This is a genomic window from Variovorax paradoxus (genome assembly GCF_030815975.1).
Lineage (GTDB): Bacteria > Pseudomonadota > Gammaproteobacteria > Burkholderiales > Burkholderiaceae_C > Variovorax > Variovorax paradoxus_N.
Map to the genome: position 1 here is coordinate 1,419,986 of NZ_JAUSXL010000002.1, position 25,455 is coordinate 1,445,440.

Consider the following 25,455-nt stretch of genomic DNA (forward strand, 5'->3'; position numbering starts at 1 on the left):
CCGCGCCGCTTAAGCTCGTGTGCATGTCCGCCACGCTGTACGCACTCGCCGCCATCGCGCTCTGGTCCACGCTCGCCTCGCTCGGCACCGCCCTCTCGCACCTGCCGCCGTTCCTGCTGACCGGGCTCGCGCTGATCATCGGCAGCGTGCCGAGCTGGCCGCTGGTGCTACGCGACCGCGCGGCCTGGCGCGTGCCGCCGCGCACGCTGGCGCTGGGCGTCTATGGCCTGTTCGGCTTTCACTTTTTGCTGTTCATCGCGCTGCGGCATGCGCCGCCGGTCGAGGCCAACCTGGTCAACTACCTGTGGCCGCTGTTCATGGTGGTGCTCGCGCCGGTGCTGCTGCCGGGCGTGTCGCTGCGGCCGCTGCATGTGGCGGCGGCGCTGCTGGGCTTTGCGGGCGCGGCGGTCGCGATCCTCGGCACACGCGGCGGCGCCAGCGCGCTCCAGGGCTACTGGGGCTTCCTGCCGGCGCTGGGCTCGGCCTTCATCTGGGCAAGCTACTCGCTGTGGACGAAGCGTGTCGAGGCCTTTCCGACCTCGGCCATCGGCCTGTTCGGACTGGTCTCGGGCGTGCTCTCGCTGGCCTGCCATGCGGTGCTCGAACCATCGATCGCGCTGTCCGGCAAGGACTGGCTGCTGCTCGTGCTGTGCGGCCTCGGCCCGCTGGGCGCCGCCTTCTTCGCTTGGGACATGGCGCTCAAGCGCGGCGACCCGCGGCGCATCGGCATCCTGAGCTATCTCACACCTTTGGGCTCGACGGCGCTGCTGCTGCTCGTGACCGGCCGGCCGCTGACCTGGACCATCGCGCTCGCGGCCCTGCTCATCATCTCGGCGGCGGTCATGGGCACGCGCGCGCGCTGAATGGCTCTCGTCCGACGGAGCCGCGCATTTTTGTAGCTAGAGTGGAGGCTCAGGAAAAAAGGAGCCTCTCATGGACAACAAGAACAAGAACGAAGATTTCGAGATCACGCCCAAGCTGGTGTTCGACCTGAACCTGGCGCTGTACCTCGACCTGGTGGCCGCGCTCGAAGGCGCAGGCGCCATCAGCTACCGCCAGATGGCGGCCCGGGTGCTCAACATCAGCATGGACGCGCGCGCCGACGGCGAGACCGGCCTCGCGACGGCGCTGGAAGGCGTTGCCAAGGGTTTCGCCGGCCAGGGCGGCGGCCTGTCGATCGAACTGCTGAAGGCCGCCCGCAGCCTGCGCGAGGACGACGCGATGGGCGACATTCCGATGCGGCCCGACGAAGGCTGAGCCGCGAACGCAGGCCGGCGCAGCGGGGGACGCCGCGGCTACCTATTTGTAGTCGAGCGTGAAAGTGGCCGTGCCGTCCGCGCGGCCCGGCGTCACGCTGGCGCCGGTCTGAAAGTAGCGCGCCGTATAGGGCAACACGTAGTCGCCGTCCTTCGACGGCCCCACCAGCGCGTCTTCGCCGAACTTCACCGGCACGCTCTGGTTGTCGACTATCTGAATGCCCACGCCAGTCGCAGTGCCAGTGCCGCCCTGCGTGATCTTCAGCACGCCCTGCTCGTTCGACGGGTCGGGCGTCGCGTCCATGCGCAGATAGACAGTGTTCTGCGCGTTCTGCCCGGCCTTGCAATTGAGCTTGATGCTGAAGCTGCGGTCACCCGTGGTGGTGCCCCTGCCCTTGAAGTTGTTCTGGGGCACCCTGCCGAACTGCACCGAGATGTTCCGTGAACCCAGGTCGACGGTGCACGATGGCGTGATGATCGTGATGCCTAAGCCCGAGAGGAAGGTGGTCAGTACCGATTTATTGTCCGCCGGGCTGTAGTAGCGGGTGTAAGTGCCCTGCGAGAGCGGGCCACTGCCTGTTACCGCAGCAATCTTGAACAGTTCGACCTGAAAGCGCGCTGCCGAGTTGAATTCGCGGAAATCCCCAGTGGTGGTGCGCGTGTGCGGGTAATAGGTGGCCTCGGCGCCGTCGAAGTAGCGCGACAAGCGGATGCCTATGCCCGCCACATTGGTCGTGAACACGCGGTTGTACCCAGGCACCTCGGTGCCTTGGAGCATCTCGCCGATCGCCGTACCGCCTCCCCTGCAGGTCCACGGCTTGTTGGTGGTTCCCGACAGGGGCAAGGGAAACAGCTTCGGCGTCATGATGGGCGAGCCCACGGGCAGGTCATTGGGAATGATCACACGCCCCACTTCCATATTGACCATCTTCTCGATGTAGCCGGGCGTGACGTAGCACGCCGCCCACGCACCCTGCGCACCGAGCAGCAGCGCCAGAGCCGGCATGGAGCGGCGCACGAGCTTCATCGCGTCAAATAGTTTGCTGCGGCTCATTCCGCCCCCTTCTGTTTCGCCACTTCCGGCACAGCGGCAGCGCATTGGCCGTTCAGCTCGCGGATCGGCGGCGGGTTCTTTTCATCGGGCAGGCTGTAGGGCACGACGCACTGGTCGGCCTTGTCCTGGCCCCATCGCACGGTCAGCTGTCCGCTGTTGCCGGCGCCGGTCACGAAGGCCAGGCCGTCGGGGCCGACGATGCCGACCTCCTGGCCCGCCTCGTTCTCGATCTTCGAGCCCAGCGGCAGCGCCCGGCCGTTCTGGTCGACGAGCGTCATCAGCAGGCGGAAGCCCACCGAGGTTTCGAACTTCGCAGCCACCACCGCGCCGCGCGTGGGCACCACCTCGGTCGCGGCGTGCTTCACCTCCACCGTGTCGCCGAGGTCGCCGGTGCGGATGGCCAGGCGGTTCAGCCGGTAGGGCGTCAGATTGGGAATGACCGCGTTGCCGGCCCAGTCGGTAGCCACGCCGGGCTGCGACTCGAAGCCCACGCCCTGTGCCTTGGGCGCTTGCACCAGCGCGACGGTCTCGCCGAGCGGCTGCGACAGCGTGACGCCGCCGCCATGGACCAACAACCCGCCGGCCATGCCGAAGGTGCTCTGGCCATAGCCCCGGCCCATCGAGTGGCCCAGGTCGAAGCGGCCGACCGGCGACAGGTAGCTCGCTCCCGCGCTGCCACTGCTGCCGCCGTCCTGGTTCGCATGGCCGGCCGTCACGTTGTAGGTCAGGCGGCTGTCGTCGAAGGCCGAGCCATAGACGCTGGCCTGCTGGTTGACGCGGCCGGTGCCGTCGCGGGTCACGGCGTACTGCGCACTGGCGCGGGTATCGCCGAGTGGAACGCTCAGCATGAACATGAGCTGGCGGCTCGCCGGGCGGTTCAGGCTGGTGGTGTGGTTGTAGAAAACGCTGTAGCCGAACTGCTTGTAGTTGCCCGAGTAGCCCACCTGCACCAGCCTGTCCTTGGCGCTGGTGCCCCAGTAGCTCTGCTGCCGTGCGGACGCGAACACACTGCCCCAGTCGCCGATCTGCTGCGAGAGTTCGAAGCGCACCTCGTTGCGGCGGCTGTGGAACGACTCGAAAGACCGCAGGTCCTGCATCTGCACCGCCTCCTGGAAGGTGCGGTAGCCGCTCGTCGAATAGCGGTAGCCGGCCACGCGGAAGTTGGTGCCTGAATCGAGAAAAGCCTTCGAATACAGGAAGCGCAGCGACTGCCCGTCATAGGTCTTGATGTGGTCGGCAGGGGTGCGGTCGGTGGTGCGCGCGCTCGACAGGTCGACCGACACGGCGCCGAAGCCGCGCAGGTTCTTGCCCACGCCCACGAGCAGCGACTGGTGCATGTTCGCCATCAGCAGGCCGCCGTAGAGCGAGAACTCGTTGCCAAGCCCGCGCGCCAGCGTCGCCTGCATGAAAGCCGGCTGTGAAAGCGAAGGCCATGCGCCCAGCGTGCTGCCGTCGTGGCCGTTGCGGTACTTGCCGATGGTGGCCGAATAACGCCAGGTGCCTTCGCGCAGCAGCGTGGGCACGGCGGAGAAGGCCTGGGTGTATCGGGTCTGCCGGCCGTCGGCTTCGGCGATGGTCACCTCGAGATCGCCGCTCGATGCGGTCGGATAGAGATCGTCGATGACGAACGGCCCTGGCGCCACGAAGGTGCTGTAGACGACATAGCCGTTCTGGCGCACCGTGACACGCGCGTTGGTCTGCGCCACGCCGCGGATGGTGGGTGCATAGCCCTGCTGGCTGTCGGGCAGCATCGCGTCGTCGGACGACAGCTGCACGCCGCGAAACGGCAGGCTGTCGAAGAAGTTGCCCGGCGTGTTGCCGTCGCCGATAAGGAGGCGGCCGTTGATCGAGGCGAGGTCGCGCTGCGCGTAGGTGCTGATGCCCTGCCAGCGGCTCTTGCCGTCGATGCCGCGGTTGTAGGTCGAGAAATGGCGAAAGCGCCAGTCGCCGTTGTTGAAGCCGGCGCGCAGACCCGCGAACAAGGTGTTGCGCTGCAGCGTGTTCTTGTTGCGATCGGCGAAAGGAGTGCCGTCGAACACGTTCTGCGGTGCCGCAAAGGAATTGGTGTCGTTGCGATAGTTGTTGCCGCTGTAGCGCGCGAAATTGAGTTGGTAGTCGAACATGGCGGCGGTGATGCCCTTGTCCCACTTCTCGGAGCCGACCGCGCCGCGCGCCGAACGCTTCAGCGCCGCCTGCGGAATGCTGACGAAGAGGCGCTGCTTGCCGCCGTCGTAGCTGAACGCCGCGTCGGGAATGATTGCGGCCAGATCGATGCATGCATCGTCCGCGGCGCTCGCCAGCGCAGGAAACACCGCCACGTTGACACCCCAGTCGTCGAGCATGCGGCGCGTGAGGCAAGGCACGGCGTCGCTCTTGCCGTCCTTCTCGACGAAGCGGATCTCGGCTTGCCCCGCGCCGCGTTCGTTGAGCGACACGTCGACCATGTACTTGCCGGCCAGTACGCGGTTGCCGAAGGAGAAAAGCGAGAGGTCCGCGTGCGGCTGGTCGCCGCCGATGCCGAGGAATTCCTCGTTGAAATTCGATGCGGCCAGCCGCTGCTGCGCGTGGCCGGACGCACCCATGGCGCCCAGCAATGCGGTGCACAGCGTCAGCCGGAACGGCATGCGGAAAGCGGATGTGCGGCGGCGCATCGTGGTTCGCCTCCGGTGTCTCAGCGCCCGGCGCCGCCGGCGGATGCCGCGGAAGGTGCCGGCGGAGGAACCAGCTCGGCTTTGACGGCCACGGGCTCGGCGCTCGCAGGCACCTTGACGAGCTCCTCGGGAGTCTCGCCACCGTAGTCGTTGAGCGTCGTGAAGTTGACCTGGATCGCCTGCGGCGTCTTCAGCGCACTCAGCGGATACGCCATCTCGCCGAAAGGCGGCACCATGTCGGCGTTGATCAGTTGCTGGCCGCCGTTGACGTTCAACGCGGTGAAGGTCACGTGGTAGGCCGTGGGGTTGCCGACCTTGAGCACGGCGCCCTGGCCTTGTGCGCCGGCGCTGACGGCCCACCTGAGTTGCGCGCGCGATTCCTCGGACTTGCCGACGAGCTTCGCGGGGCGGTAGAACAGCTTGATGCGGCTGCGTACCGCGATCTGCAGCACGTTCTCTTCCTTCGACTTCTCCGGGATCTCCTTGACGTTGAGCCAGAACACCGACTCGCGGTCGGATGGCAACTCGCCGGCCACGCGCATGATGCGCAGGATGTTTTCCATGCCGGGGTCCAGCCGCGACAGCGGCGGCGTGACGAGCAGGGGCGTCTTGTTCCTGCCTTCGCCGGCGTCGATCCAGGCCTGGACCACGTAAGGCGAGGTGCCGGTGTTCTTCACCGGAATGGAGGCCTCACGGTCCTTCTCGCCAAGGATCACGCGCGTGCCGCCGAGCATCACGCCCGCAGCGGCAGGCCACGGGAGGCCGAGCATCAGCAAGATGGCGAAAGCCCACCGAAGGCGATTGTTGCTGCACATAGAAGGTCCTTGGGCGCGGGCGAGACGCATGAAGCACGCGCACCCAGCACGGCGGTGCGCATCGAGGCACCGTCGGAAAAAAACGAAAAAGAAAGAGATGCCGGCGCCGACCGGGACGCGGAGGTCCGGGCGCGGCGCCAGGCATTGGCGGCACCGCCGGCTGGCTCGAAGCGACGTGCGCTTCGGCCAACTCGCGGATGCCGCGAGCGCTACTTACTTGTAGGCAACCGTGAACTGCGCGACGGCGTTGGCTGGGCCCACAGTCACGGCGGTCTTGGTCGCAATGTATGCAGCCTGGAACTTCAGCGAGTTGTCGCCCAGGCCCAGGATGTATTCGCCCGATTTGCCCGTGTTCAGGGCGATCTTGGCACCGGTGGAATCAGCGAGTTCGATCGCCACGCCCGACGCGGCACCCACGCCCACCTGGCCGGCATTGGCCAAGCGCAGGAGGGTGGCGTCGGTGTCGCCGACGCCGGAGAAGCTCACGGTCGCGCCGGTTGCTGACGCGCCGCAGCCCAAGAGGTCGATGGTGAACCTGGCGGGAGTGGCCTTCTTGCCGACCACGGCCGTGCCGGCGGTGGCGCCGTCGAAGGCCGTGCGCGAAACCTTGCCCAGCGGCACGGTCAGGTTCTGGCTGTTGGGCGAAATCGAGCAAGGCGCATCGACGATTTCACCGGTGAAATTGATGGTGCCGTCGGCGGCGAAGGCAGCTTGCGACAACACGCCGGCGACGGCCAGCGCTGCGAACTTGACGAATACGGTCTTTTGCATTTTTGCGTTCCCTGGGATTGATATGACTGCGCCTGCTGGTGCAAGGCAGGGCGCAGTCTAGTCACGCAAAGATGCAAAAAGAACGGCTTATATCGTCAATTGACGATAGTTAACAGTGTCTACCGGGATGTTCGAGACTTAGGTCACACGCCGGGCGGACAGCGGACCGCGCTAAGCCTCCGCCACCTGCAGCACCAGCTTGCCGAAGTTCTCGCCGCTGAAGAGGCGGTTCAGCGCCTCCGGGAAGGTGTCGAGCCCCATCACCACGTCTTCCTTGCTCTTCATGCGGCCATCCCTGAGGTAGCCGGCGAGCTCGGCCACGGCCATGGGGAAGCGGTCCGCATAGTCGAACACCACGATACCTTCCATGCGCGCGCGGTTCACCAGCAGGCTCAGGTAGTTCCGGGGGCCGGCCGCGGGCATGCTGTTGGCGTTGTTGTACTGGCTGATGGCGCCGCAGATGATCACGCGGGCCTTGCGCGCGAGCCGCGCCAGGACCGCGTCGAGGATCTCGCCGCCCACGTTGTCGAAGTAGATGTCCACGCCCTTGGGGCAGTGCACCTTGAGGCCGTCGCGGACGGCACTGGCGCCGGCCTTGTAGTCGATGCAGGCGTCGAAGCCCAGTTCCTTCACCACCCAGTCGCACTTGGCCTGGCCGCCGGCGATGCCGACCACGCGGCAGCCCTTGATCTTGGCGAGCTGCCCGACCGTCTGCCCCACGGCGCCCGCGGCACCGGAGATGACCACGGTTTCGCCCGCCTTGGGCTGGCCCACGTCCATCAGGCCGAAGTAGCCGGTCATGCCCGGCATGCCGAGCACGTTGAGCCACTGGTGGATGGTGCCGGCGCGCAGATCGACCTTGGCGAGCCCGTTGCGCTTGATCTCCTCCCTGGGCACGAGCATGTATTCCTGCACGCCGAGCGTGCCGTAGACCGTGTCGCCGACTGCGAAGTTCGGGTTCTTCGAGGCGATGACGCGGCCGATGCCGCCCGCGCGCATCACGGCGCCGATTTCCACCGGCGCGATGTAGCTCTTGGCATCGTTGAGCCAGCCGCGCATGGCGGGGTCGAGCGACAGCGAGAGGGTCTTGACCAGCACGCCGCCGTCGGCGGGCTCGCCGACCGGCTCGGTGGTGAACTGCCAGTGCTCGCGCGTTGCCGCGCCCTCGGGCCGCTTGGCGAGCCTGACCTGGTGATTGACGTGCGCTTCGGCCATGGGATGTCTCCTTGGAAAGGTCGTTGTTGCGGCGCCATGCTAGCGGCGCCGGACATTGCAGCCCGTAGCGCAGGCGACAGCACCGCGCCGGCGCCGGGCTCCGGCGGCGGCCGGTCAGGCCAGGCGCACGACGATCCGCAGGCCCGGATTCGCGTTGCGCACCGCGAGGCTGCCGCCGTGCGCCTCGGCAATCAGCCGACACAGGTACATGCCCAGGCCGACGCCGCCGGTGGCACGCTGGCGGGCGCTGTCGGTGCGGTAGAAGGCCTCGGTCAGGCGTTCGAGCTGGGCCTCGTCGACGCCGGGGCCGTGGTCGCGCACCTCGATCTCGACGCCCTGCTGCGCCGGCCCGTCGACCACAGCGCGCAGCGACACGCTGGGCGGGCGGGGCGCCTCGGCGCTGTAGCGCAAGGCGTTGTCGAGCAGGTTGCGCACCAGCAGGCGGATGCGCATGCGGTCGACGGCGTGCGGAGGCAATCCCTCGGCCAGGTCCAGATGCACGTGCTGGGCGCCCGGCATCTCGGCCGCGACTTCCCGCACCAGTGCCGCTAGGTCGACCGGCTCGCGCTGCAGCGCCACGTGCGGGCTCGCGAGCCGCTCGCTCTCGAGCAGGTCGCTGATCAGGTCGCGCATCTCGTTGAGGTCGCGCAGCAGCGCCTCGCGCTCGGCCTGGCTTTCGGGCGTGACCGGCAGCAGCTCGGCGTTGAGCCGGGCACGCGTGAGCGGCGAGCGCAGCTCATGGCTCAGCGCCAGCAGCAGCCCGCGCTTGGCATCGAGCATGGCCTGGATGTCGTCGGCCATGGTGTTGATGTGCTCTGCAAGGTCGCCGAGGTCGTCGTTGCGGCGGATCGGGATCGGCTGCATGAACTCGCCGCGGCCGAAGCGCTGCGCGCCTTCGCGGATGTCGATCAGCGGCCGCAGCAGCCGGCTGACATAGGCATAGCCCAGCACCATGAGCAGCAGCAGCGCGCAGAGCGTGGCCCAGCCGACGGCGCGCGGCGCGAGCTGCCAGAGCCTGGGCGACCAGCCGAAGATGACGCGGTGGCCGTCTGCCGTGGGGCGGATGAACCATTTGTCGTTCCACGGCTCCTCGTCGCGGCCGTGCATCCAGCCGCCGCGGCTCTGGACGCCGCCCGGGTTCGAGTCCCAGTTGACCTTGGGGCCCACGATGCGGATCGTGATCGGCAGCCGGTTCACCAGCGCCTGCGCGCGCGCCACGTCGGGCGGCGTGCCGATTTCGGCGACGAGCCGGTCGGCATAGTCGACCAGCATGGGCTTGGCGGCCTCGGCCCAGCCAGTGGAAAAGGACTTCTTCATGCCCCCCATGAACACGGCCGCCATCACCAGCGCCAGCATCACGAACATCATGACCAACCGGATGCGCAGCGAACGGCGCCAGCGGCGCTTGCCCTGCACCTTTTCGTGCCACTGCGCGTGCCATTGCCGATGCAACTCCGCGCGACGCGACGCGATCCCGTGCAAGGCTTCGCGAAAACCCCGCCGCCTGAGCCTCATGCGGGCTCGCTGCGCGCGACGGCCAGCGCATAGCCGGCATTGCGCAGCGTCTTGATGCAGTCCAGCGGCTCGAGCTTCTTGCGCAGGCGGCTCACCACGATGTCGACCGCCCGGGTGTAGAGCTCGGCCTCGTGGCCGCGCAGGCGGTTCAGGATGTCGTCGCGGCTGAACACCTTGCCGGGCTCGGCCGCCAGCAGCGCGAGCAGTTCGAACTCGGTGCCGGTGAGCTCGACGCGCTCGCCATGGCGCAGCACCTGGCGCCGGTCGAGGTCAATCGACAGCCCGTCGAACACGCGCTGCTGCGTGCCGTTGCCGTTGGCCGCCGCCGGCGTGCTGCGCTGGCGGCGCAGGATGGTCTGCACGCGCGCCACCAGTTCTCGCGGCTCGAAAGGCTTGGGCACGTAGTCGTCGGCGCCGAGTTCGAGGCCGACCACGCGGTCCATCACCTCGCCGCGCGCGGTAAGCATCACGATGGGAATGTCGCTCTCCTTGCGGATCTCGCGGCACAGCGCGAAGCCGTCCATCTCGGGCAGCATCACGTCGAGGATCGCCGCGTCGTACGGGCCCGCGCGCAGCTTGGCAAGCCCTTCGCTCGGGCGCACCGCACTCTCCAGCGTGTAGCCGAAGCGGGCGAAGTAGGTGGTCAGCGGCGCGGCGAGATGTTCGTCGTCGTCGATCAGCAGGATGCGCGGCATGGCGGGATTGTGCCTCCTGGCGAACAGTTGGCTGACGATCAGGCCCGCGGGCATTGCACTGCCGTTTCCGTTCGCTGCAAGGCGCGGCATCGAACGGCCTTCAGCGCGTTCACCACGGATCGGCCCGGCCGATGCGGCCCAGGTGCGTGGCGCCGAAGCCCGCGCCGTACTTGAGGCCGTAGCCGAGTGCACGATCGAGGCCGATGTGGGCGCACCAGATCAGGCCGCCGGCCACGGCCCATGGGATGGCCGCGAGCGCGCCGATCGCCAGCAGCGCGACGGCGCCGAGGTACGAATGCGTAGCGTTGTAGAAGGCGGCGCCGATGCGCGGTCCCGCCAGGTAGCCCAGCATCGCGAGATCGGGCGCCAGCAGCCAGAGCGCGAACACGCCCCAGCCGGCACCGAACTGCGCGTAGGCGGCCAGCGATGCGGCCAGCACCACCGCGCCTTCCACGCGCAGCAGCGCGCGCACGCCGCCAACGACAGCCTGTTCGAGAGACACCGTGGAACCGGCTTCGCCGGGCCACAGGTGTCGCCCCCTGGAAGGGGGTTGGCGAAGCGACACGAAGTGCGCGAAGACTGGGGGTGAGCCAAGCCTAGCCATGACGGCCCCAGCGGCGCCCGCCGCGATCCATGAAGTCGCGCACCTTCTGCTGCTGCGCGGCGTTCAGGCTGTCGAAGAAGTCTGCGGCGGCCGCGATGATTTCCGGGCTGCCATTGCGCACGGCCGTGGTCTTCTCGTCGACGAGCCGCGTGGCGGCGGCCTGGTCGAGCTTGTTGCCCGCGAACAGCGCCTTGAACTGCGAACGCGGATCGCCCGCACCGCCGGCGCCTCGCATGGCTTCGCGCTGCGCCTGCAGCTTCTCGGAAAGCACGGTGAGCTTCTGCTTCTGCGCAGCATCGAGTTCCAGCTTGCTGCCGACGCGCTCGACCATCCTGGTGCGGAACTCGGCGGAGTCGCCGCCGCCCCAGCCATGCCGATGGCCGGCGCAGCCGGCGATGCTGCCCGCCACCACGGCGAGGCCGGCGAAACCGAAGAGAGTGCGTTTGATCCAGTGTTTCATGATGTTCCTTGCGGCCCCAGGGATGCCCTGCGGGCGTGGGTCTTAGAGCCTGTTGCTGTTGCCGGCCGCTGCGGCACGCGCATCGACGGGGTTCTGCATGGTCGAGACGACCTTGCTGTTCACGCGCGAACCCGAGGTCACGTTCTGGTCGGGTGCGGCGGCGGCGCGCATGGCTTCGAAGACGACACCGGCACGGTCTCTGGAAACAGCCACGGTCTCGGCGCCGCGCGAACCGCGCACGATGTTCTGGTCCGGTGCGGAAGCCGTGCGCATGGCCTCGGCGTTGACTTCGGTGCGGCTCTTGGCCGACACGAGCGGCTGGACGCCTTCGTAGCTTTCGGCCTTGGCGCCGGCTGCAGCGAGCAGGGCGAACGAGCCGACGGCGACGACTTGGGTCAGGGAGAGAAATTTCATGGTCAGGCCTTTCTGTAGTGGAAGAGGAGACCTGATGGTGCTTGCGGCGCGCCCACAAGTCCTTTCGCCGCGGTTTCGGCGTGTTTCGTTTTATTTCGATTCCGCCCTGCCTTTGAGCGAATTGAATCAGTAAGAACTAAGGAACGCCTGATCAAGTTGCAAACGTCGGTAAAGGGCCAAACCCAACCGTTTGTCTCTCCAGCTTAGCCAAGCGCCACGGTGGCGCGCTAACAGAAAGCACGTCTGCAAACAGGGTTGACAGGGCGTTTGCTTCTAGTACGCCTGAAGCTTTGAAGCGGCCCCAGGCTTCGACCTGAACACCGCCCAAGTACCGTTCCTCCGGCGACTGAAGGACATCATCGATCGGTCAGGCTCTCATGCCGGGAAGATCGAGTTCACGGCTAGCTCCTCCAACAGTGATTGCACTCGAGCGAATTAGAAATCGCGTGATTCGCGCTGGCGGCACGAATCGAAATCTCGGAGAAACTCCGTTCGCCACCGCGTCCGCGTGGATTCGTCGATCCAGGCCGAGGCCAATCCGTTCAACATAAATCCGCGCAAATCCGCAATCGAAAACCCAAAATCCTCGACCATCTTTTGCCAGGCGCCGGTCGGCGTCACGTGGTGCAGGGCAGGATCGTCGGTGTTTGGATGGATGCGCAAGCCCAGTCCGGGCATCTTGCGTATTGGGTGATCAAGTGCCCAGCGCTCCGGCGGCAGCGTTCGCAAGTAGTAAGAGTTGGTCGGCACGACAGTGAACACGATTCCAGCCTCCGCGCATTGCTTCGCATAGTCCGGTGCATCGATGATGGTGTAGCCGTGATCGATCCGATCCACCTTCAGCATCTCAACGGCGGTACGTACGTTCGTCCATGGCATGCCGAACTCACCAGCATGTGCGGTGGTCTTGAGGCCAACGGCTCTCGCTGCGGCATAGGCTTGCGCGAACATTTCGGGAGGACGGTCTATTTCGCTGTAGTCGATGCCGATGCCGATCACTTCATCACGGCGATGCTGCGTGATCCAACCGATCATCTCCAGGGCAGCATCGGGTGATGCTTCGCGATCGATGGCCGGCACGAGGCGACCGATGATTCCATGGTCAGTATGAGCGTCGCGGATTGCTCGCACCAAGGCGTCTTGTGCAAAGTCGTAGCGCATGCCCGACTTGTGCACGGTGCCCGTCGGATTCCAAAAGAATTCGGCGTAGCGCACGTTGTGTGCAGCAGCGTCTTCGAGGTATTCGTAGGCAATGCGGTGCAGATCGTCGGGAGTGCGCACCATAAACGCATCGAGCGTGCGCAAGGCCTTTAGCACTCCAACCGGCTTTTCTCCACGAATGTAAAAAGCGTCGAGTTCCTCATCGCTTAGCGGCGCATTGGCCGCCTGCGCCAGATCTTTGAAGGTTGCATGCCGCACCGTCCCGAGGAGGTGGCAGTGCAGTTCTACTTTGGGTATTGCATGGCAAAACCGATGCAGATCTTCGTTAGCCATTTGTCACTCTACTATTCAGCCCTTATATTCGCCCTGGTCACCACCTGAGTGAACTTGGCGCTTTCGCCTTTGAGGAACGCGGCGAACTCTTTGGGTCCAAGGCCCACTCGTGTTACGCCGCCGTCGTCGAATTTTTTCTGCATTTCAGGGGTTGCAAGAATTTTCCTCAGCTCGGTGTCGAGCTTCGCGATGATCGCCGTATCGGTTCCGAGTGGCGCGAAGATACCTTGCCATACCGGCACATCGGCTCTCTTCCACTGCGGTATGTCCATCAGCGAGGGAGTGCTAGGAAGAAATGGCGTGGAGGGACCCAGCACGCCGTAGCCCTTAATTTTCCCAGCCTGGATTTGCTGCATCACCGAAGGAAGCGGGATTACAGCCAGATCGATCTGGTTGCCGGCAAGGTCGCTCATGATCTGTGCACCGACTCGATAGGGGACATGCACCATTGACACGCCACCTTGCTGCTTGAGCAACTCTCCGCCGAGATGCAGCGAGGTGCCGACCCCCGAGGTGGCATAGCTGTACTTTCCCGGGTTTGCCTTCATATCCTTGAAGAGTTCTATCGCGCTTTTGGGGCCAAGTTCGGGCTTGCCGACAAGCACCAGCGGCATCGATCCGAGCAAAGTCACCGGCATGAGATCTTCGAGTCCGTTGTATTTGACGGTGGAGGGTGTCACGAGCCTGGCAATGACGATCGAGCTCTCGACCGAAAGAAGAAAGGTGTGGCCATCGGGCTTGGACCGAACTGCTTTTTCGGTCCCGATGACCCCGCCGGCGCCGATCGCGTTGTCGACGATCACGGGCTGCCCCAGATTCTTTGCAAGCTCGGGAGCGACCCATCGCGCCATCAGATCCACATTCCCGCCCGCAGCGTAGGGAACGATAAGGGTGATCGGACGGGTGGGCCAACTTTGTGCCAAAGCGCTCGGGGCTGCAATGAGCGTGGGGAACGTTGCGGCTACCGCAGAGGTGATGAGAATCGAGCGGCGGGAGACAAAGATGTTGTGCATGGCGGTGAGGGATCGGTTGCCGGTTGAATCGGGGCGAGATTAGGGCCTCCGCTACCCGCTGCACAGATCGCGTCACGCAATTCGAGTATGGCTTGAATGCCATAACCTGCACGCACCATCGCTAGCGATCGGTGATAGCTTTGGCTGCGGCGGTGATTTCGCCGCGAAACCATCTGAGGGCTCGATTTTTATGCGTTCTCTCGTGCCACGTCAGAACGTATTGGATCGGCTTGATGGGGGCCGGGAAAGGCAAAACCACCAGCGGGTGATCTGCTGCGATTTGCTGGGCGAAGCGTCGTCCGGTCGAGAAGATCAAATCCGAGTTGGCGAGAATAGGTGGCACCAAGCCCAGGTACTGGGTGCGCATGGCCGTGTGCACCGAAACGCCGATGCCCGCAATAAGCGCGTCGAGTACGGTTCCCTGGCCTGGAAGCTGTTCCAACGATGACAGATGCGGCGCCCGGCAATACGCTTCAAGTGTGAGTCCTGTCTTCGCAAGTGGATGGTCTTTGCTGACCACGCACACGAACTCATCTGCGAATAGGCGGACTGAACGAAGATGCGCGGGCGGATCGGGCCAGATCGTGATGGCCACGTCGATCTCGCCTTCGCCAAGTTGCTTGTAGTGATCGAATCGATGACCCAGGCTGCGCAGATCGATCACTGAGTCCGGTGCCGCGGTTCTTACGCGACGGATCATCTCCTCGTAAAAACGTCGGGGCAGAAAGTCACCAGCCGCAATGCGGAAATTGTTCCTGGCGGTGTCAGGCGAGAACTCGAAGTCTTCCCTCGTGAAGAGCGACAGGTCGGCCAGTATTCGCCGCGTTGGCGCCACGAGGGACTCGCCCCGTTGCGTGAGCACCATGCGATTGCCGACCCGAACGAGAAGTTCGTCTCCAGTCAACTGCCGAAGCGCTTTCAGATGCCGGCTCAGCGCCGGTTGCTGGATGCCAAGGCGCGCTGCGCCTCGGGACACGCTCGCCTCGACCAGCAGGGCGTACAAGGATCGCAGCAAAGACTCGTCGAGTCGCCGGCCAGGTTCTATCTCGAAAGAAGCCTCTTCTTTCATGACATGAGTTATCCGCAGTTCCTCATCGGTCTGCCAAAAGGAAGTGGCAGCCACACAGGATCACGTGGAAGCCTTGCCTATTATTGGATCGGGTGGTTCCGTGGGGCGCGCTGGTGCAAATCGTAGAGCCGCATAGTCCGCGAGCCAAGACGGGTTGTCCGCCCTTTGCGATCGAGACGATGCCGCGCATTCCCTTGGTTCCACCAAGGTGCGCTATCGAGGGCTGGCGAAGAACACGCGCAGATCGTCACGCTGTTTGCGCTGTCGAATCTGGGGATGGCGCGTAGGCGATTGATGCAGACCGGGGGATGAGTGCGTCTGCAGCGCCCGAATAGGGCTCGCTAAGCCCGCGCGACGGGTCCTGGCGCAGCGAGATCGACGCTTGGGGCTGTTCGATCTGATCGCTGGGATGGCTCGCCATCACCTTATTCATCTACCCTCAATCGCAGATCGCGTTCTGCAGACCATCCCTAACTATCCGGCCAATGCGGCCGCGGGATCGTCCGACTCGAGCACGCCCTTGGCCCAGGCTTCGAGCTTGCTGGTGTCGGCGCGCAGCACTTCCTGCTTGACGGCGAGGATGCGCGAGGGATGCATCGAGAAGCTGCGCAGCCCCAGGCCGAGCAGCAGGCGCGTGAAGGCCACGTCGCCCGCCATCTCGCCGCACACGGCCACGCTCTTGCCCTGACGGCGGCATTCGGCAATGGTGTCGGCCACGAGCTTCAGCACCGCCGGATGGGCCGGGTCGTAGAGGTGGGCCACGGCCTCGTCGGCGCGGTCGATGGCCAGCGTGTACTGGATCAGGTCGTTGGTGCCGATCGACAGGAAGTCGAAGTACTTCAGGAAGGTCTTGAGCGTGAGCGCCGCAGCGGGAATCTCGATCATCGCGCCGAGCTTCACCTGGCCGTACACGGCGCCGCGGCTGTCGAGCTCAGACCGCGCGAAGTCGATCAGCGACAGCGTCTGGCGGATCTCGCTGACGTGCGCGAGCATGGGGATCAGCAGGTGGATCTCGCCATGCGCCGCCGCGCGCAGGATGGCGCGCAATTGGGTGAGGAACATCGCCGGGTCGGCCAGGCTCCACCGGATGGCGCGCAGGCCGAGCGCGGGGTTCAGGTGCTCCTGCTTGCTGGCCGCCTTGCCGTCGATGGGCTTGTCGGCGCCCACGTCGATGGTGCGGATGGTGACCGGCATGCCCTGCATGCCTTCGACCGCGCGCTTGTAGGCCTGGTATTGCTCTTCCTCGTCGGGCAGGCGGGTCTGGCGCTGCGACTCGCGGCCCATGAAGAGGAACTCGCTGCGGAACAGCCCCACGCCCACCGCGCCGGCCTTGACGGCGCCGACGGTGTCCTCGGGCATCTCGATGTTGGCGAGCAGATCCACGCGCTGGCCGTCGAGCGTCACCGCGGGCTTGTGGCGCAGCCGCGCGAGCCGGCCGCGCTCGAGGTCGCCCTGGCGCTGCTTGAAGCCGTACTCGGCCAGGATGATCGGCGAGGGATCGACGATCACCACGCCGGCATCGCCGTCGATGATCACCCAGTCGTCCTGGCGCACCAGCTGGCTCGCGGTGCGGGCACCCACCACGGCCGGAATGTCCATGCTGCGCGCGACGATGGCGGTGTGCGAGGTGCGCCCGCCCACGTCGGTCACGAAGCCGGCGAACACGCTCTTCTTGAACTGGAGCATGTCGGCCGGCGAAAGATCGTGCGCGATCAGCACCAGCGGCGCGTCGATGCCGTCACCGGCCGTGGGGTCGTCATCATCCTCGGCGGCGGGGCGCTTGCGGCGCGGAGGGCTCGGCGCCAGCACCGCAGCCGTGCCCTTCATGCGGTGCAGCAGCCGCTCGACCACCTGCTCGAGATCGGCCTTGCGCTCGCGCAGGTACTCGTCCTCCATCTCGTCGAACTGGCGCGCGATGATCTCGAGTTGCGTGGTCAGCGCCCATTCGGCGTTGTAGAGCCGGTCGGTGATCCAGTGCTTCACGCCGCCGGTGAGCGCCTCGTCCTGCAGCAGCATCTGATGCACTTCGAGCAGCGCCGCGAGCTCGTGCGGCGCATCGTTGGGGCCCATCAGCGCCACATTGGTCTGCAGCTTGGCAAGCTCGTCAGCCACCGCATTGCGCGCCATGCGCACCCGGTCGATCTCGGTTTCTATTTCGTCGGGCTTGATGAAATAGTGGGCCACGTCGATGCGGCTCGACACCACCAGCACCGCGCGGCCGATGGCAATGCCACGGGCAACAGGGAGGCCGTGGACTGCGAAGGTCATGGGCGCCTACCGAAGGTCACCGGCCGCCGCCGGGCCGCCCCAAGGCGGCCGCGCCCCCTCGGGGGGCAGCGACGACACGCAGTGCGGAGCGTGGGGGCCACATTCATTCGCCTTCGCCGAACTTGTCGTTCATCAACTGGATGAGGGCGTCCATCGCCTCTTCTTCCTGCTGACCATTGGTTTCGAGCTCGACGGTCGAGCCGAGCCCGGCGGCCAGCATCATGACGCCCATGATGCTCTTGGCATTGATGCGGCGGTCGCCGCGCGAAAGCCACACCTCGCACGGAAAGCTGCCTGCGATTTTTGTGAGCTTGGCCGATGCGCGCGCATGCAGGCCCAGCTTATTGCTGATGGTCACGGATTTCTTGATCACTGTGCTTTCTCTTCGCCTGATTCTGGGGTGCCGCCACGGCCACCTGCATGACACCCGCGGTGCCGCCTGCGATGGCGCGCTGCACCAGCGTTTCGAGCGGTTCGTGGCGGTAGGTCACCGCGCGCAGCAGCATCGGCAGGTTGACGCCCGCCACCAGCCGCGAGCGGACGCCGTCCACCAATTTCTGGGCCACGTTGCAGGGCGTCGCGCCGAACACGTCGGCCAGCACCAGCACCTGCGAGCGCGGTACATTGAGCTGCTGTGCGAGCGTGATGCGGGCGGCAGCCAGCGTTTCTTCGGGCGACACGTTGGGCAGCACGTCGAGCGCGACCACGGCTTGTTCGCAGTCGGGAAACACATGCAGCGCGCATCGCCGCAGCGCCTGCGCTAACGGTGAGTGGGCGATGATGAGGATGCTGTTCATGCGGGTCGGGGGACTACGCACCGATTATGCGGGGGCGCCCAAAGGAAGTAGATATACGACACAACGCAGCAGGCCAGGAAAACAGACAGGGCCGCACGGACGACTCCACCGGAAGGCCAGGTAACGGCCGGCTGGGCCAGCGTGACGACGGTGGAAGCGCAGAAAAACCACCCAAGCCACCGTGCCCGCCGCGGAACTAGCTATCAAAACAAGAGCAAGAACGAGCATCGCGAACGGCAGGAGGGGCGGCGCCGAGCAGGCTGCCGCTCATGGGAGACGCAAGCCCTCGAAGAAGGTATTGGCCGCCTCGGGCGCAGAAGGGCGGCCGAGCACGGTGGCCTGGTAGAGCGAGACAGCGCCGTCTTTCTTCGACTGGGCGAACCAGAGCACCTGGACCGGCGCGGCGCCCTGGCGCGGCGGCTGGGCGTCGAGCCGCACCGGTGCGGGCGCGGCGGTCGCGCGTTTCAGTGCCGCGGGGGCTTCGCTCACTTGCGCCTCGCCCAATTGGCTGCGGGTGGCGGCGCGCCACGCCTTGAGCCAGGCCTCGGCCTGCGCCGGGCTGCTGGCGGAGGCATGGGCCACGGCGAAGGTCGCACCGCCCGTTTCGCAACCCGCCATGTCGACCTGCACCGACTCGGCGCCGAGCGGCAGGGCACGCTGGGCACGGTCCGGCTTGCAGGGCAAGAGAACGACCAGGCCGGCATCGGCAATCGGCACTTCGCGCCAGTTGAAGGTGGGGCTGCAGGCGGCAAGCACGAGCGCGGCGGCTGCGGCCAGCGCGGACCGGAAACGGGAATCGGACGAGGGCATCGGAAAGCCATTATCGAGCCGCGCGGACGCGCCCCGGCACGATCCGGCCGGCGGAACTAAAATCGCCCGGCCCCTCTCCATTTGCTGCCATGAAAAAATACATCGCCGTCGCCGCAGTCGCCCTTGCATTGGCCGCCGGCGTGGGGGTGTACCTGGGCTCCGGCGCCACCGCGGCACCGGCCTCGACCTTCGTGCTGCTCGACGGCAGCAAGAAAAGTACGGACGACCTGAAAGGCAAGGTCACGCTGGTGAACTTCTGGGCCACCAGCTGCGTGACCTGCGTGGCAGAAATGCCCAAGGTCATCGCCACCTACGACAAGTACAAGGCCAAGGGCTACGACACGCTGGCCGTGGCCATGAGCTACGACCCGCCGAGCTACGTCGTCAACTTTGCCGAGACCCGCAAGCTGCCGTTCAAGGTGGCGATCGACAACACCGGCACCGTGGCCCAGGCCTGGGGCGACGTGAAGCTCACGCCCACCACCTACCTGGTCAACAAGAAGGGCGAGATCGTGAAGCGCTATGTGGGCGAGCCCGATTTCGCCGAGCTCCACAAGCTGATCGAGAAACTGCTCGCGGAGGCTTGATCCGCCGCTGGATTCGAAAAGGCGCTCCCTCCGGCAGCGCCTTTTTTGTTTCTGCAGCTCGCCTACTGGTTGCGGAAACCGTCGTGGCAAGCCTTGCAGCTCGCGGCGGTCGAGCCGAACTGGGCCTTGAGCGCGTCGACTGTGCCGGCCTTGGCCGCGACCACCAGCTTGCCGGTCTCGGCAACCATCTTGTCCTGGTGCTCCTTGAATTTCGCGGCTTCCTTCCAGACCTCGGGCTTGCCCTTGCCGCCCTCGGTGCCGGCCCCGAAAGCGGTCCAGGGCAACTTGGCCATTTCGGCCACGATCTCGGCGTTGGCCGAGGCGGCAGCCGCATCGTAGGGAACGCGTCCATTGGCCATGGCGCCGACACGGCTGAAATGCTGGCCCATCACGAACAGCGCGCTCTGGCGGTACTTGATGGCGTCCTCGGGCTTGGCGAACTGGGCGGCGGCCGGCAGGGAAATCGCGGCGCAGGCAGCGGCCAGCGCGAACGAAGCAAGTCGAATCATCGGGGGTCCTTGTTGTGGGCTCGGCACCGTCGAAAACGGCGCCGCGCCGAGTGTAGGGGCAGCATTCCAGGTGCGCATAGCAACAACCCGAAGCATGCTGCGGCCCGGACTTTGCTAATCTGCGCCTTCCGCAGCTTTTTGCGCACTTTGCCTCTTCGATGACCGACTCCTCCGTGGCCGCCATGCAGGCCGCAGCGTCCGACACCCCCGTCCGAACGCGCATCTGGGATCTGCCGACGCGCGTTTTCCACTGGGCATTGAGCGTTGCCGTGATCGGCCTGATCGCCACCGGCCTCGGCGGCGTCATGGAGTGGCACTTCCGCCTGGGCTACACGGTGCTCGCCCTGCTGCTGTTCCGCCTGCTCTGGGGTTTCGTGGGCGGACGCTGGTCGCGCTTTGCCTCATTCTTCTATGGCCCGGGCTCGGTCGTCGCGTACCTGCGCGGGCGGGCCCACCCCGATCATGTGATCGGCCACACGCCATTGGGCGCCCTCTCCGTTTTCGCCGTGCTCGCGGTGCTTGCGGTACAGGTCGGCACAGGGTTGATGGCCGACGACGAAATTTCCGCGGCGGGGCCGCTCACGCGCTTCGTCTCCGGCGACGTGGTGAGCCTTGCAACGGGCTGGCACGAAGGGCCGGGCAAGACGATCGTGATCGCCCTGGTGAGCCTGCACGTGCTGGCGGTGCTCTTCTACGTGCTGGTCAAGCGGCATCGCCTGGTGCGGCCCATGGTCTCGGGCGACAAGCTGATCACCCCCGTCCACAGCCAGTCGGCGCCCAGCCGCGACGACACCGCCTCGCGCGGGCTCGCACTGGTCCTGTTCGCCATGTGCGCAGGCGTGGCGTACTGGATTTCATCGCTGCGCGTATGAGCTTTTCGGTTTCACGCCCCCTGCCGCTGGCCGATACGCCAGCCGTGGTGCTCCTGACGCCGGAGGAACCTGCCGAACTCGATGCGGCACGCGCGATTTTCCGCGACTATGCCGCCTCGCTGGGCATCGACCTGTGCTTCCAGAATTTCGAGGAAGAGGTCGCCACGCTGCCGGGCGACTACGCCGAACCGCGCGGCGCCCTGCTGCTTGCATTGGTCGATGCCGCCCACATCAAGGAAGAAGCCGGGCAAAGGGCGCCGACCCTCCTGCGCGCCAACGGAACGCTGGCGCACGTGGCCGGCTGCTGCGCGCTGCGCCCGCTCGACAACACCGACTATGCCAACGCCGCGGAGATGAAGCGCCTGTTCGTGCGGCCCGGTTTTCGCGGGCTGGGCGTCGGGCGGCAACTTGCCGAAGCCATCCTCGACGCCGCGCGCGGCGCAGACTACGCCTGCGTGCTGCTCGATACGCTGGACGACATGGAGTCGGCCCGCGCGCTCTACGAAGACCTGGGCTTCGAGGAAGTGCCGCCCTACTATCACAACCCGATCGCGGGCGCGCACTACCTCAAGGTGGATCTCTAATCTCCAGCCGGTCAGCCGCGGGCTTGCGCCAGCAGCGTCTCGGCGCTGCTGACCTCGAACTTGCCCGGAGCCTCGACGTTCAGCGTGGCCACCTTGCCATCCTTCACGAGCATCGAATAGCGGTTGCTGCGCAGGCCCATGCCGCGGCCGGTCAGGTCGAGCGTGAGGCCGGTGGCCTTGGCGAAATCGGCGCTGCCGTCGGCCAGCATGCGCACCTTGGCGCCGGTTTTCTGGTCGCGCGCCCAGGCGCCCATCACGAAGGCGTCGTTCACGCTCACGCACCAGATCTCGTCCACGCCGGCGGCCTTGAAGTCGTCGAAGTGCTGCACATAGCCGGGCACATGCTTGGCCGAGCAGGTGGGCGTGAAGGCGCCGGGCAGCGCGAACAGCGCAATGGTCTTGCCGGCCGTGGCCTTGCTCACGTCCACCGGGTTCGGGCCGATGCTGCAGCCTTCGCCTTCGACCTCGGAATATTCCTGCAGGGTGGCCGAAGGAAGGGTGTCGCCGACTTTGATCATCTGAGTGCTCCTGAAAAAGAAAAACGGCCCACATTGTGGGCCGTTTCGGGATGGGTTGCCTTCACGAGACTTCCCGAGGCAGATCAACCAGTGATCAGACCAGCACGGCCTTCTCGACCAGACGGGTCACGACCCAGTTCTTGGTCTTCGAGATCGGACGGCTTTCCGTGATCTCGATGGTGTCGCCCAGCTTGTACTCGCCCTTTTCGTCATGGGCGTGGTACTTGCTCGTCTTGGCCACGATCTTGCCGTAGAGCTCGTGCTTCACACGGCGCTCGACCAGCACGGTCACGGTCTTGGCACGCTTGTCGCTGACCACCTTGCCGATCAAGGTGCGCTTGAGGGATTTTTTAACTTCCGTCATGTTCACTCCTTGATGGCGGCTGGGATTTCTTGCTGCTTCTGCGCAAGAATGGTCTTGGCGCGCGCGATGTCGCGGCGCGTCACGCGCAGCGTCGAGGTGTTCGACAGCTGTTGCGTGGCTTTTTGCATGCGCAGGCCGAAATGAGCCTTCTGCAGTTCCTTGACTTCGGTTTGCAGCGCTGCGACATCTTTCGTGCGCAGGGTTGCAGCCTTGGTCACCTTGGCCGGAGCCGCGGTTTCTTTTTTCTTACGTGTTGCCATGGATGTTCTCCTCTCAGGCGCCGAGCTGGCGCGCGACGAACGTCGTGCGCAGCGGAAGCTTGGCGGCGGCAAGGCGGAACGCTTCGCGGGCGAGCTCTTCGGGCACGCCGACGATCTCGAACACGATCTTGCCAGGCTGGATTTCAGCGACGTAGTACTCGGGGTTGCCCTTGCCGTTACCCATCCGCACTTCGGCGGGCTTGGTCGAGATTGGCTTGTCCGGGAACACGCGGATCCAGATACGGCCACCGCGCTTCACGTGACGCGAAATTGCGCGGCGAGCGGCTTCGATCTGGCGCGCCGTGAGGCGGCCGCGGTCGGTGCATTTGAGACCGAAATCACCGAAGGCAACCGAGTTGCCCCGGGTTGCGATGCCGGTGTTGCGGCCCTTTTGTTCCTTGCGGAACTTTCTGCGTGCAGGTTGCAGCATTTTTAATACTCCGTAGTTCTAAGACCGATCACTCGGTCTTGGCACCGTCAGCTGCTGCAGCTGGCGCGGCTTTGCGGACGCGCTTAACGGCGGGTTTCGAGTCTGCACCCGGTGCAGCCGGAGCTCCACCGGTCGCTTCTGCGGGCTTGTCGCTGCCGTCGGCCGGGGCGGTGTTGCCACCGATCGGGCCACGGGCACCGGCGCGCGGGCCGGGACCACGACGGTCCGAACCCGGACGGTCGCCACCCGGGCGGCCATCGCGGCGCGGACCACGCGGACGACGCTCGTCGTCGGGACGCGGCGTTTCGACGGCCGGCAGGTCGTTGCGACCCAGCGTGTCGCCCTTGTAGACCCAGACCTTGACGCCGATGACGCCGTAGGTGGTCTTGGCTTCCGAGGTGCCGTAGTCGATGTCGGCGCGCAGGGTGTGAAGCGGCACGCGACCTTCGCGGTACCACTCGCAACGAGCGATTTCGATGCCGTTCAGGCGGCCCGACGACATGATCTTGATGCCCAGGGCACCCAGACGCATGGCGTTTTGCATGGCGCGCTTCATGGCACGGCGGAACATGATCCGCTTTTCGAGCTGCTGCGTGATGCTGTCGGCGATCAGCTGGGCATCGATTTCGGGCTTGCGCACTTCTTCGATGTTCACTGCCACCGGCACGCCGAGCTGCTTGCCCAGTTCGCGCTTGAGGTTCTCGATGTCTTCGCCCTTCTTGCCGATCACGACGCCCGGACGAGCCGAGTAGATCGTGATGCGTGCATTCTTGGCGGGACGCTCGATCATGACGCGCGACACCGAAGCGTTCTTCAGCTTCTTCTTGAGGTATTCGCGAACCTTGATGTCTTCGGCCAGCATGCCCGCGAAATCGCGGTCGCTTGCGTACCAGCGGCTGGACCAGTTACGGGTAACCGCAAGGCGGAACCCGGTTGGGTGGATTTTCTGTCCCATATTTCTTCCAGGCCTTCTTAGTTGCCAACCGTCACGTACACATGGCACGTGGGCTTGCTGATGCGATTGCCGCGACCCTTGGCCCGCGCCGTGAAGCGCTTGAGCGTTGCACCTTGCTCGACGTAAATGGTCTTGACCTTCAGTTCGTCGATGTCGGCACCGTCGTTGTGCTCGGCGTTGGCGATGGCCGACTCGAGCACCTTCTTGATGATCACAGCGGCCTTTTTCTGCGTGAACTGCAGAACGTTGAGCGCTTGATCGACCTTCTTGCCGCGGATCAGGTCAGCGACCAGACGGCCCTTGTCGACCGACAGGCGGACACCGCGGAGGACTGCACGTGTTTCAGACATGGTCGTTCCTTACTTCTTCTGGACTTTTTTGTCCGCGGGGTGCCCCTTGAACGTGCGCGTGAGCGCAAATTCGCCGAGCTTGTGGCCGACCATCTGGTCGGTGATGTACACAGGCACGTGTTGCTTGCCGTTGTGCACGGCGATGGTCAGGCCGATGAACTCGGGCAGAACCATCGAACGACGCGACCAGGTCTTGATCGGCTTCTTGTCCTTGGTCGTCACGGCCTTGTCGGCCTTGGCCACCAGGTGGTGGTCGACGAAAGGACCCTTTTTGAGAGAGCGAGTCATGGGCTATCCCTTACTTCTTGCGACGCGACACGATGAAGACCTGCGTGCGCTTGTTGTTACGGGTGCGATAGCCCTTGGTCAGGTTGCCCCATGGGTCGACAGGATGGCGGCCTTCGCCAGTCTTGCCTTCGCCGCCACCGTGCGGGTGGTCGACCGGGTTCATCACAACGCCGCGGACGGTCGGGCGGATGCCCTTCCAGCGCTTGGCGCCTGCCTTGCCGAGCTGGCGCAGGCTGTGCTCTTCGTTGGCCACTTCGCCGATGGTGGCGCGGCATTCGATGTGGACGCGGCGCACCTCACCCGAACGCATGCGGACCTGGGCGTAGACGCCTTCGCGAGCCAGCAGCGTGGCCGACGTGCCGGCCGAACGCGCGATCTGCGCGCCCTTGCCGGGTTGCAGTTCGATGCAGTGGATCGTCGAGCCGACCGGAATGTTGCGGATCGGCAGCGTGTTGCCGGCGCGGATCGGGGCTTCCGAACCGCTCAGCAGCGTTGCGCCAGCCTCAAGACCGCGCGGGGCGATGATGTAGCGGCGCTCGCCGTCGGCGTAGCAGACCAGAGCGATGTGGGCGGTGCGGTTCGGGTCGTACTCGATGCGTTCGACCTTGGCCGGGATGCCGTCCTTGTTGCGCACGAAGTCGACAACGCGGTAGTGGTGCTTGGAACCACCGCCACGGTGACGGATCGTGATGTGGCCGTTGTTGTTGCGGCCGGCCTTCTGGAACTGGGGTTCCAGCAGGGCTGCGTGCGGAGCACCCTTGTACAGGTGGTCACGCGAAATCTTCACCGCGCCGCGTTGGCCCGGCGAAGTGGGTTTCATCTTGATGACGGCCATGA

General features: G+C 65.5%; 31 protein-coding genes and 2 pseudogenes. 7 read left to right on the forward strand and 26 right to left on the reverse strand.

The window, feature by feature from the left end; all coding sequences use genetic code 11:
* Positions 1-23 precede the first annotated feature (23 nt).
* Both QFZ47_RS10415 and QFZ47_RS10420 read left to right on the forward strand, forming a co-directional pair.
* Complete coding sequence (locus QFZ47_RS10415; protein WP_307655571.1) at positions 24-863, forward strand: DMT family transporter; 840 nt, start codon at positions 24-26, stop codon at positions 861-863.
* 70 nt (positions 864-933) lie between these two features.
* Positions 934-1,257: a hypothetical protein gene (locus QFZ47_RS10420; protein ID WP_307655572.1), complete on the forward strand. Its 324-nt coding sequence runs from the start codon at positions 934-936 to the stop codon at positions 1,255-1,257.
* A 42-nt stretch (positions 1,258-1,299) separates the two neighbouring features.
* Here the strand turns inward: QFZ47_RS10420 and QFZ47_RS10425 are convergent, their stop codons facing one another.
* The 13 genes from QFZ47_RS10425 to QFZ47_RS10485 form a co-directional block, all read right to left on the reverse strand.
* Positions 1,300-2,310: a fimbrial protein gene (locus QFZ47_RS10425; protein WP_307655573.1), complete on the reverse strand. Its 1,011-nt coding sequence runs from the start codon at positions 2,308-2,310 to the stop codon at positions 1,300-1,302.
* A complete protein-coding gene (locus QFZ47_RS10430) occupies positions 2,307-4,961 on the reverse strand; it encodes a fimbria/pilus outer membrane usher protein (RefSeq protein ID WP_307655574.1) in 2,655 nt (884 codons plus the stop codon). Before QFZ47_RS10430 ends, QFZ47_RS10425 begins: the two co-directional genes overlap by 4 nt.
* A gap of 20 nt (positions 4,962-4,981) precedes the next feature.
* On the reverse strand, positions 4,982-5,731 hold the full coding sequence (locus tag QFZ47_RS10435) for a fimbrial biogenesis chaperone (protein WP_307655575.1): 750 nt from the start codon (positions 5,729-5,731) through the stop codon (positions 4,982-4,984).
* Positions 5,732-5,989: 258 nt separating this feature from the next.
* Positions 5,990-6,547, reverse strand: coding sequence for a fimbrial protein (locus QFZ47_RS10440; RefSeq protein WP_307655576.1), 558 nt, complete (start codon positions 6,545-6,547; stop codon positions 5,990-5,992).
* 171 nt (positions 6,548-6,718) lie between these two features.
* Positions 6,719-7,762 carry an NADP-dependent oxidoreductase gene (locus QFZ47_RS10445; RefSeq protein WP_307655577.1) on the reverse strand — a complete coding sequence of 348 codons (1,044 nt, stop codon included), beginning with the start codon at positions 7,760-7,762 and terminating at the stop codon, positions 6,719-6,721.
* A gap of 114 nt (positions 7,763-7,876) precedes the next feature.
* Positions 7,877-9,277, reverse strand: coding sequence for a HAMP domain-containing sensor histidine kinase (locus tag QFZ47_RS10450; protein WP_307655578.1), 1,401 nt, complete (start codon positions 9,275-9,277; stop codon positions 7,877-7,879).
* Positions 9,274-9,972, reverse strand: a complete 699-nt coding sequence (locus tag QFZ47_RS10455; protein WP_307655579.1) for a response regulator transcription factor — start codon at positions 9,970-9,972, stop codon at positions 9,274-9,276. The genes QFZ47_RS10450 and QFZ47_RS10455 overlap by 4 nt, the downstream gene beginning before the upstream one ends.
* A 109-nt stretch (positions 9,973-10,081) precedes the next feature.
* Positions 10,082-10,474, reverse strand: a complete 393-nt coding sequence (locus tag QFZ47_RS10460; protein WP_307655580.1) for a DUF4260 domain-containing protein — start codon at positions 10,472-10,474, stop codon at positions 10,082-10,084.
* A gap of 94 nt (positions 10,475-10,568) precedes the next feature.
* Positions 10,569-11,036, reverse strand: coding sequence for a Spy/CpxP family protein refolding chaperone (locus QFZ47_RS10465; RefSeq protein ID WP_307655581.1), 468 nt, complete (start codon positions 11,034-11,036; stop codon positions 10,569-10,571).
* A 42-nt stretch (positions 11,037-11,078) separates the two neighbouring features.
* Positions 11,079-11,450: a DUF4148 domain-containing protein gene (locus QFZ47_RS10470; RefSeq protein WP_307655582.1), complete on the reverse strand. Its 372-nt coding sequence runs from the start codon at positions 11,448-11,450 to the stop codon at positions 11,079-11,081.
* Positions 11,451-11,885: 435 nt separating this feature from the next.
* Positions 11,886-12,944: an adenosine deaminase family protein gene (locus QFZ47_RS10475; protein ID WP_307655583.1), complete on the reverse strand. Its 1,059-nt coding sequence runs from the start codon at positions 12,942-12,944 to the stop codon at positions 11,886-11,888.
* Positions 12,945-12,955: 11 nt separating this feature from the next.
* Entirely contained in the window at positions 12,956-13,957 is a 1,002-nt protein-coding gene (locus tag QFZ47_RS10480) for a Bug family tripartite tricarboxylate transporter substrate binding protein (protein WP_307655584.1), read from the reverse strand.
* Positions 13,958-14,078: 121 nt separating this feature from the next.
* The gene (locus tag QFZ47_RS10485; protein WP_307655585.1) at positions 14,079-15,026 is read right to left on the reverse strand and encodes a LysR family transcriptional regulator; all 948 of its coding nucleotides are present in this window, start codon (positions 15,024-15,026) and stop codon (positions 14,079-14,081) included.
* 83 nt (positions 15,027-15,109) lie between these two features.
* On the opposite strand from QFZ47_RS10485, the pseudogene QFZ47_RS10490 reads away from it, so the two are divergent.
* Both QFZ47_RS10490 and QFZ47_RS10495 read left to right on the forward strand, forming a co-directional pair.
* Positions 15,110-15,217: pseudogene (locus QFZ47_RS10490) on the forward strand (IS5/IS1182 family transposase); the annotation flags it as partial.
* 5 nt (positions 15,218-15,222) lie between these two features.
* A pseudogene (locus QFZ47_RS10495) lies at positions 15,223-15,338 on the forward strand (IS5/IS1182 family transposase); the annotation flags it as partial.
* Positions 15,339-15,500: 162 nt separating this feature from the next.
* Here QFZ47_RS10495 and ptsP read toward each other — a convergent pair.
* From ptsP to QFZ47_RS10515, 4 genes are all read right to left on the reverse strand, one after another.
* A complete protein-coding gene (ptsP, locus tag QFZ47_RS10500; RefSeq protein WP_307655586.1) occupies positions 15,501-17,294 on the reverse strand; it encodes a phosphoenolpyruvate--protein phosphotransferase in 1,794 nt (597 codons plus the stop codon).
* Between the two features lie 103 nt (positions 17,295-17,397).
* Positions 17,398-17,667: an HPr family phosphocarrier protein gene (locus QFZ47_RS10505; RefSeq protein ID WP_307655587.1), complete on the reverse strand. Its 270-nt coding sequence runs from the start codon at positions 17,665-17,667 to the stop codon at positions 17,398-17,400.
* The gene (locus QFZ47_RS10510; protein ID WP_307655588.1) at positions 17,636-18,091 is read right to left on the reverse strand and encodes a PTS sugar transporter subunit IIA; all 456 of its coding nucleotides are present in this window, start codon (positions 18,089-18,091) and stop codon (positions 17,636-17,638) included. Before QFZ47_RS10510 ends, QFZ47_RS10505 begins: the two co-directional genes overlap by 32 nt.
* Positions 18,092-18,358: 267 nt before the next feature.
* Positions 18,359-18,901: a hypothetical protein gene (locus tag QFZ47_RS10515; protein WP_307655589.1), complete on the reverse strand. Its 543-nt coding sequence runs from the start codon at positions 18,899-18,901 to the stop codon at positions 18,359-18,361.
* 89 nt (positions 18,902-18,990) lie between these two features.
* Between QFZ47_RS10515 and QFZ47_RS10520 the strand changes: the two genes are divergently transcribed.
* Positions 18,991-19,488 (forward strand): TlpA disulfide reductase family protein, encoded by a 498-nt coding sequence (locus tag QFZ47_RS10520; protein ID WP_307655590.1) that lies wholly within the window; start codon positions 18,991-18,993, stop codon positions 19,486-19,488.
* Between the two features lie 62 nt (positions 19,489-19,550).
* Here the strand turns inward: QFZ47_RS10520 and QFZ47_RS10525 are convergent, their stop codons facing one another.
* Positions 19,551-19,997, reverse strand: a complete 447-nt coding sequence (locus QFZ47_RS10525) for a c-type cytochrome (protein WP_307655591.1) — start codon at positions 19,995-19,997, stop codon at positions 19,551-19,553.
* Positions 19,998-20,155: 158 nt separating this feature from the next.
* Here QFZ47_RS10525 and QFZ47_RS10530 point away from each other — a divergent pair, with 158 nt between their 5' ends.
* Positions 20,156-20,869, forward strand: coding sequence for a cytochrome b/b6 domain-containing protein (locus QFZ47_RS10530; protein ID WP_307655592.1), 714 nt, complete (start codon positions 20,156-20,158; stop codon positions 20,867-20,869).
* Positions 20,866-21,453, forward strand: coding sequence for a GNAT family N-acetyltransferase (locus QFZ47_RS10535; RefSeq protein WP_307655593.1), 588 nt, complete (start codon positions 20,866-20,868; stop codon positions 21,451-21,453). The genes QFZ47_RS10530 and QFZ47_RS10535 overlap by 4 nt, the downstream gene beginning before the upstream one ends.
* An 11-nt stretch (positions 21,454-21,464) precedes the next feature.
* Here the strand turns inward: QFZ47_RS10535 and QFZ47_RS10540 are convergent, their stop codons facing one another.
* The 8 genes from QFZ47_RS10540 to rplB all read right to left on the reverse strand — a co-directional run bounded on the left by QFZ47_RS10540 (position 21,465) and on the right by rplB (position 25,453).
* The gene (locus QFZ47_RS10540; protein WP_307655594.1) at positions 21,465-21,971 is read right to left on the reverse strand and encodes a peroxiredoxin; all 507 of its coding nucleotides are present in this window, start codon (positions 21,969-21,971) and stop codon (positions 21,465-21,467) included.
* A 94-nt stretch (positions 21,972-22,065) separates the two neighbouring features.
* Positions 22,066-22,335: a 30S ribosomal protein S17 gene (gene rpsQ, locus QFZ47_RS10545; protein WP_307655595.1), complete on the reverse strand. Its 270-nt coding sequence runs from the start codon at positions 22,333-22,335 to the stop codon at positions 22,066-22,068.
* Between the two features lie 2 nt (positions 22,336-22,337).
* Positions 22,338-22,553 (reverse strand): 50S ribosomal protein L29, encoded by a 216-nt coding sequence (gene rpmC, locus QFZ47_RS10550; RefSeq protein ID WP_307658923.1) that lies wholly within the window; start codon positions 22,551-22,553, stop codon positions 22,338-22,340.
* Positions 22,554-22,608: 55 nt separating this feature from the next.
* Positions 22,609-23,025: a 50S ribosomal protein L16 gene (gene rplP, locus QFZ47_RS10555; protein WP_021012789.1), complete on the reverse strand. Its 417-nt coding sequence runs from the start codon at positions 23,023-23,025 to the stop codon at positions 22,609-22,611.
* 28 nt (positions 23,026-23,053) lie between these two features.
* Positions 23,054-23,980 (reverse strand): 30S ribosomal protein S3, encoded by a 927-nt coding sequence (rpsC, locus tag QFZ47_RS10560; RefSeq protein WP_307655596.1) that lies wholly within the window; start codon positions 23,978-23,980, stop codon positions 23,054-23,056.
* A 17-nt stretch (positions 23,981-23,997) separates the two neighbouring features.
* Positions 23,998-24,330: a 50S ribosomal protein L22 gene (gene rplV, locus QFZ47_RS10565; protein ID WP_007838134.1), complete on the reverse strand. Its 333-nt coding sequence runs from the start codon at positions 24,328-24,330 to the stop codon at positions 23,998-24,000.
* Between the two features lie 9 nt (positions 24,331-24,339).
* Positions 24,340-24,618 (reverse strand): 30S ribosomal protein S19, encoded by a 279-nt coding sequence (rpsS, locus tag QFZ47_RS10570; RefSeq protein WP_007838132.1) that lies wholly within the window; start codon positions 24,616-24,618, stop codon positions 24,340-24,342.
* A 10-nt stretch (positions 24,619-24,628) separates the two neighbouring features.
* The gene (gene rplB, locus QFZ47_RS10575) at positions 24,629-25,453 is read right to left on the reverse strand and encodes a 50S ribosomal protein L2 (RefSeq protein ID WP_307655597.1); all 825 of its coding nucleotides are present in this window, start codon (positions 25,451-25,453) and stop codon (positions 24,629-24,631) included.
* Positions 25,454-25,455: the final 2 nt, after the last annotated feature.

Excerpts from the sequence above, each read along its gene's own strand:
- QFZ47_RS10480 (WP_307655584.1), bottom strand. The coding sequence starts at position 13,957 with ATGCACAACATCTTTGTCTCCCGCCGCTCGATTCTCATCACCTCTGCG.
- QFZ47_RS10435 (WP_307655575.1), bottom strand. The coding sequence starts at position 5,731 with ATGCTCGGCCTCCCGTGGCCTGCCGCTGCGGGCGTGATGCTCGGCGGC.
- QFZ47_RS10520 (WP_307655590.1), top strand. The coding sequence starts at position 18,991 with ATGAAAAAATACATCGCCGTCGCCGCAGTCGCCCTTGCATTGGCCGCC.
- QFZ47_RS10535 (WP_307655593.1), top strand. The coding sequence starts at position 20,866 with ATGAGCTTTTCGGTTTCACGCCCCCTGCCGCTGGCCGATACGCCAGCC.
- QFZ47_RS10440 (WP_307655576.1), bottom strand. The coding sequence starts at position 6,547 with ATGCAAAAGACCGTATTCGTCAAGTTCGCAGCGCTGGCCGTCGCCGGC.
- rpsC (WP_307655596.1), bottom strand. The coding sequence starts at position 23,980 with ATGGGACAGAAAATCCACCCAACCGGGTTCCGCCTTGCGGTTACCCGT.
- QFZ47_RS10530 (WP_307655592.1), top strand. The coding sequence starts at position 20,156 with ATGACCGACTCCTCCGTGGCCGCCATGCAGGCCGCAGCGTCCGACACC.
- QFZ47_RS10485 (WP_307655585.1), bottom strand. The coding sequence starts at position 15,026 with ATGAAAGAAGAGGCTTCTTTCGAGATAGAACCTGGCCGGCGACTCGAC.
- QFZ47_RS10425 (WP_307655573.1), bottom strand. The coding sequence starts at position 2,310 with ATGAGCCGCAGCAAACTATTTGACGCGATGAAGCTCGTGCGCCGCTCC.
- rpsS (WP_007838132.1), bottom strand. The coding sequence starts at position 24,618 with ATGACTCGCTCTCTCAAAAAGGGTCCTTTCGTCGACCACCACCTGGTG.
- QFZ47_RS10515 (WP_307655589.1), bottom strand. The coding sequence starts at position 18,901 with ATGCCCTCGTCCGATTCCCGTTTCCGGTCCGCGCTGGCCGCAGCCGCC.
- QFZ47_RS10445 (WP_307655577.1), bottom strand. The coding sequence starts at position 7,762 with ATGGCCGAAGCGCACGTCAATCACCAGGTCAGGCTCGCCAAGCGGCCC.
- QFZ47_RS10415 (WP_307655571.1), top strand. The coding sequence starts at position 24 with ATGTCCGCCACGCTGTACGCACTCGCCGCCATCGCGCTCTGGTCCACG.
- QFZ47_RS10465 (WP_307655581.1), bottom strand. The coding sequence starts at position 11,036 with ATGAAACACTGGATCAAACGCACTCTCTTCGGTTTCGCCGGCCTCGCC.
- QFZ47_RS10455 (WP_307655579.1), bottom strand. The coding sequence starts at position 9,972 with ATGCCGCGCATCCTGCTGATCGACGACGACGAACATCTCGCCGCGCCG.
- QFZ47_RS10510 (WP_307655588.1), bottom strand. The coding sequence starts at position 18,091 with ATGAACAGCATCCTCATCATCGCCCACTCACCGTTAGCGCAGGCGCTG.
- ptsP (WP_307655586.1), bottom strand. The coding sequence starts at position 17,294 with ATGACCTTCGCAGTCCACGGCCTCCCTGTTGCCCGTGGCATTGCCATC.
- QFZ47_RS10470 (WP_307655582.1), bottom strand. The coding sequence starts at position 11,450 with ATGAAATTTCTCTCCCTGACCCAAGTCGTCGCCGTCGGCTCGTTCGCC.
- rplP (WP_021012789.1), bottom strand. The coding sequence starts at position 23,025 with ATGCTGCAACCTGCACGCAGAAAGTTCCGCAAGGAACAAAAGGGCCGC.
- QFZ47_RS10420 (WP_307655572.1), top strand. The coding sequence starts at position 934 with ATGGACAACAAGAACAAGAACGAAGATTTCGAGATCACGCCCAAGCTG.
- QFZ47_RS10525 (WP_307655591.1), bottom strand. The coding sequence starts at position 19,997 with ATGATTCGACTTGCTTCGTTCGCGCTGGCCGCTGCCTGCGCCGCGATT.
- QFZ47_RS10540 (WP_307655594.1), bottom strand. The coding sequence starts at position 21,971 with ATGATCAAAGTCGGCGACACCCTTCCTTCGGCCACCCTGCAGGAATAT.
- QFZ47_RS10475 (WP_307655583.1), bottom strand. The coding sequence starts at position 12,944 with ATGGCTAACGAAGATCTGCATCGGTTTTGCCATGCAATACCCAAAGTA.
- QFZ47_RS10430 (WP_307655574.1), bottom strand. The coding sequence starts at position 4,961 with ATGCGCCGCCGCACATCCGCTTTCCGCATGCCGTTCCGGCTGACGCTG.
- rplB (WP_307655597.1), bottom strand. The coding sequence starts at position 25,453 with ATGGCCGTCATCAAGATGAAACCCACTTCGCCGGGCCAACGCGGCGCG.
- rpsQ (WP_307655595.1), bottom strand. The coding sequence starts at position 22,335 with ATGACGGAAGTTAAAAAATCCCTCAAGCGCACCTTGATCGGCAAGGTG.
- QFZ47_RS10450 (WP_307655578.1), bottom strand. The coding sequence starts at position 9,277 with ATGAGGCTCAGGCGGCGGGGTTTTCGCGAAGCCTTGCACGGGATCGCG.
- rplV (WP_007838134.1), bottom strand. The coding sequence starts at position 24,330 with ATGTCTGAAACACGTGCAGTCCTCCGCGGTGTCCGCCTGTCGGTCGAC.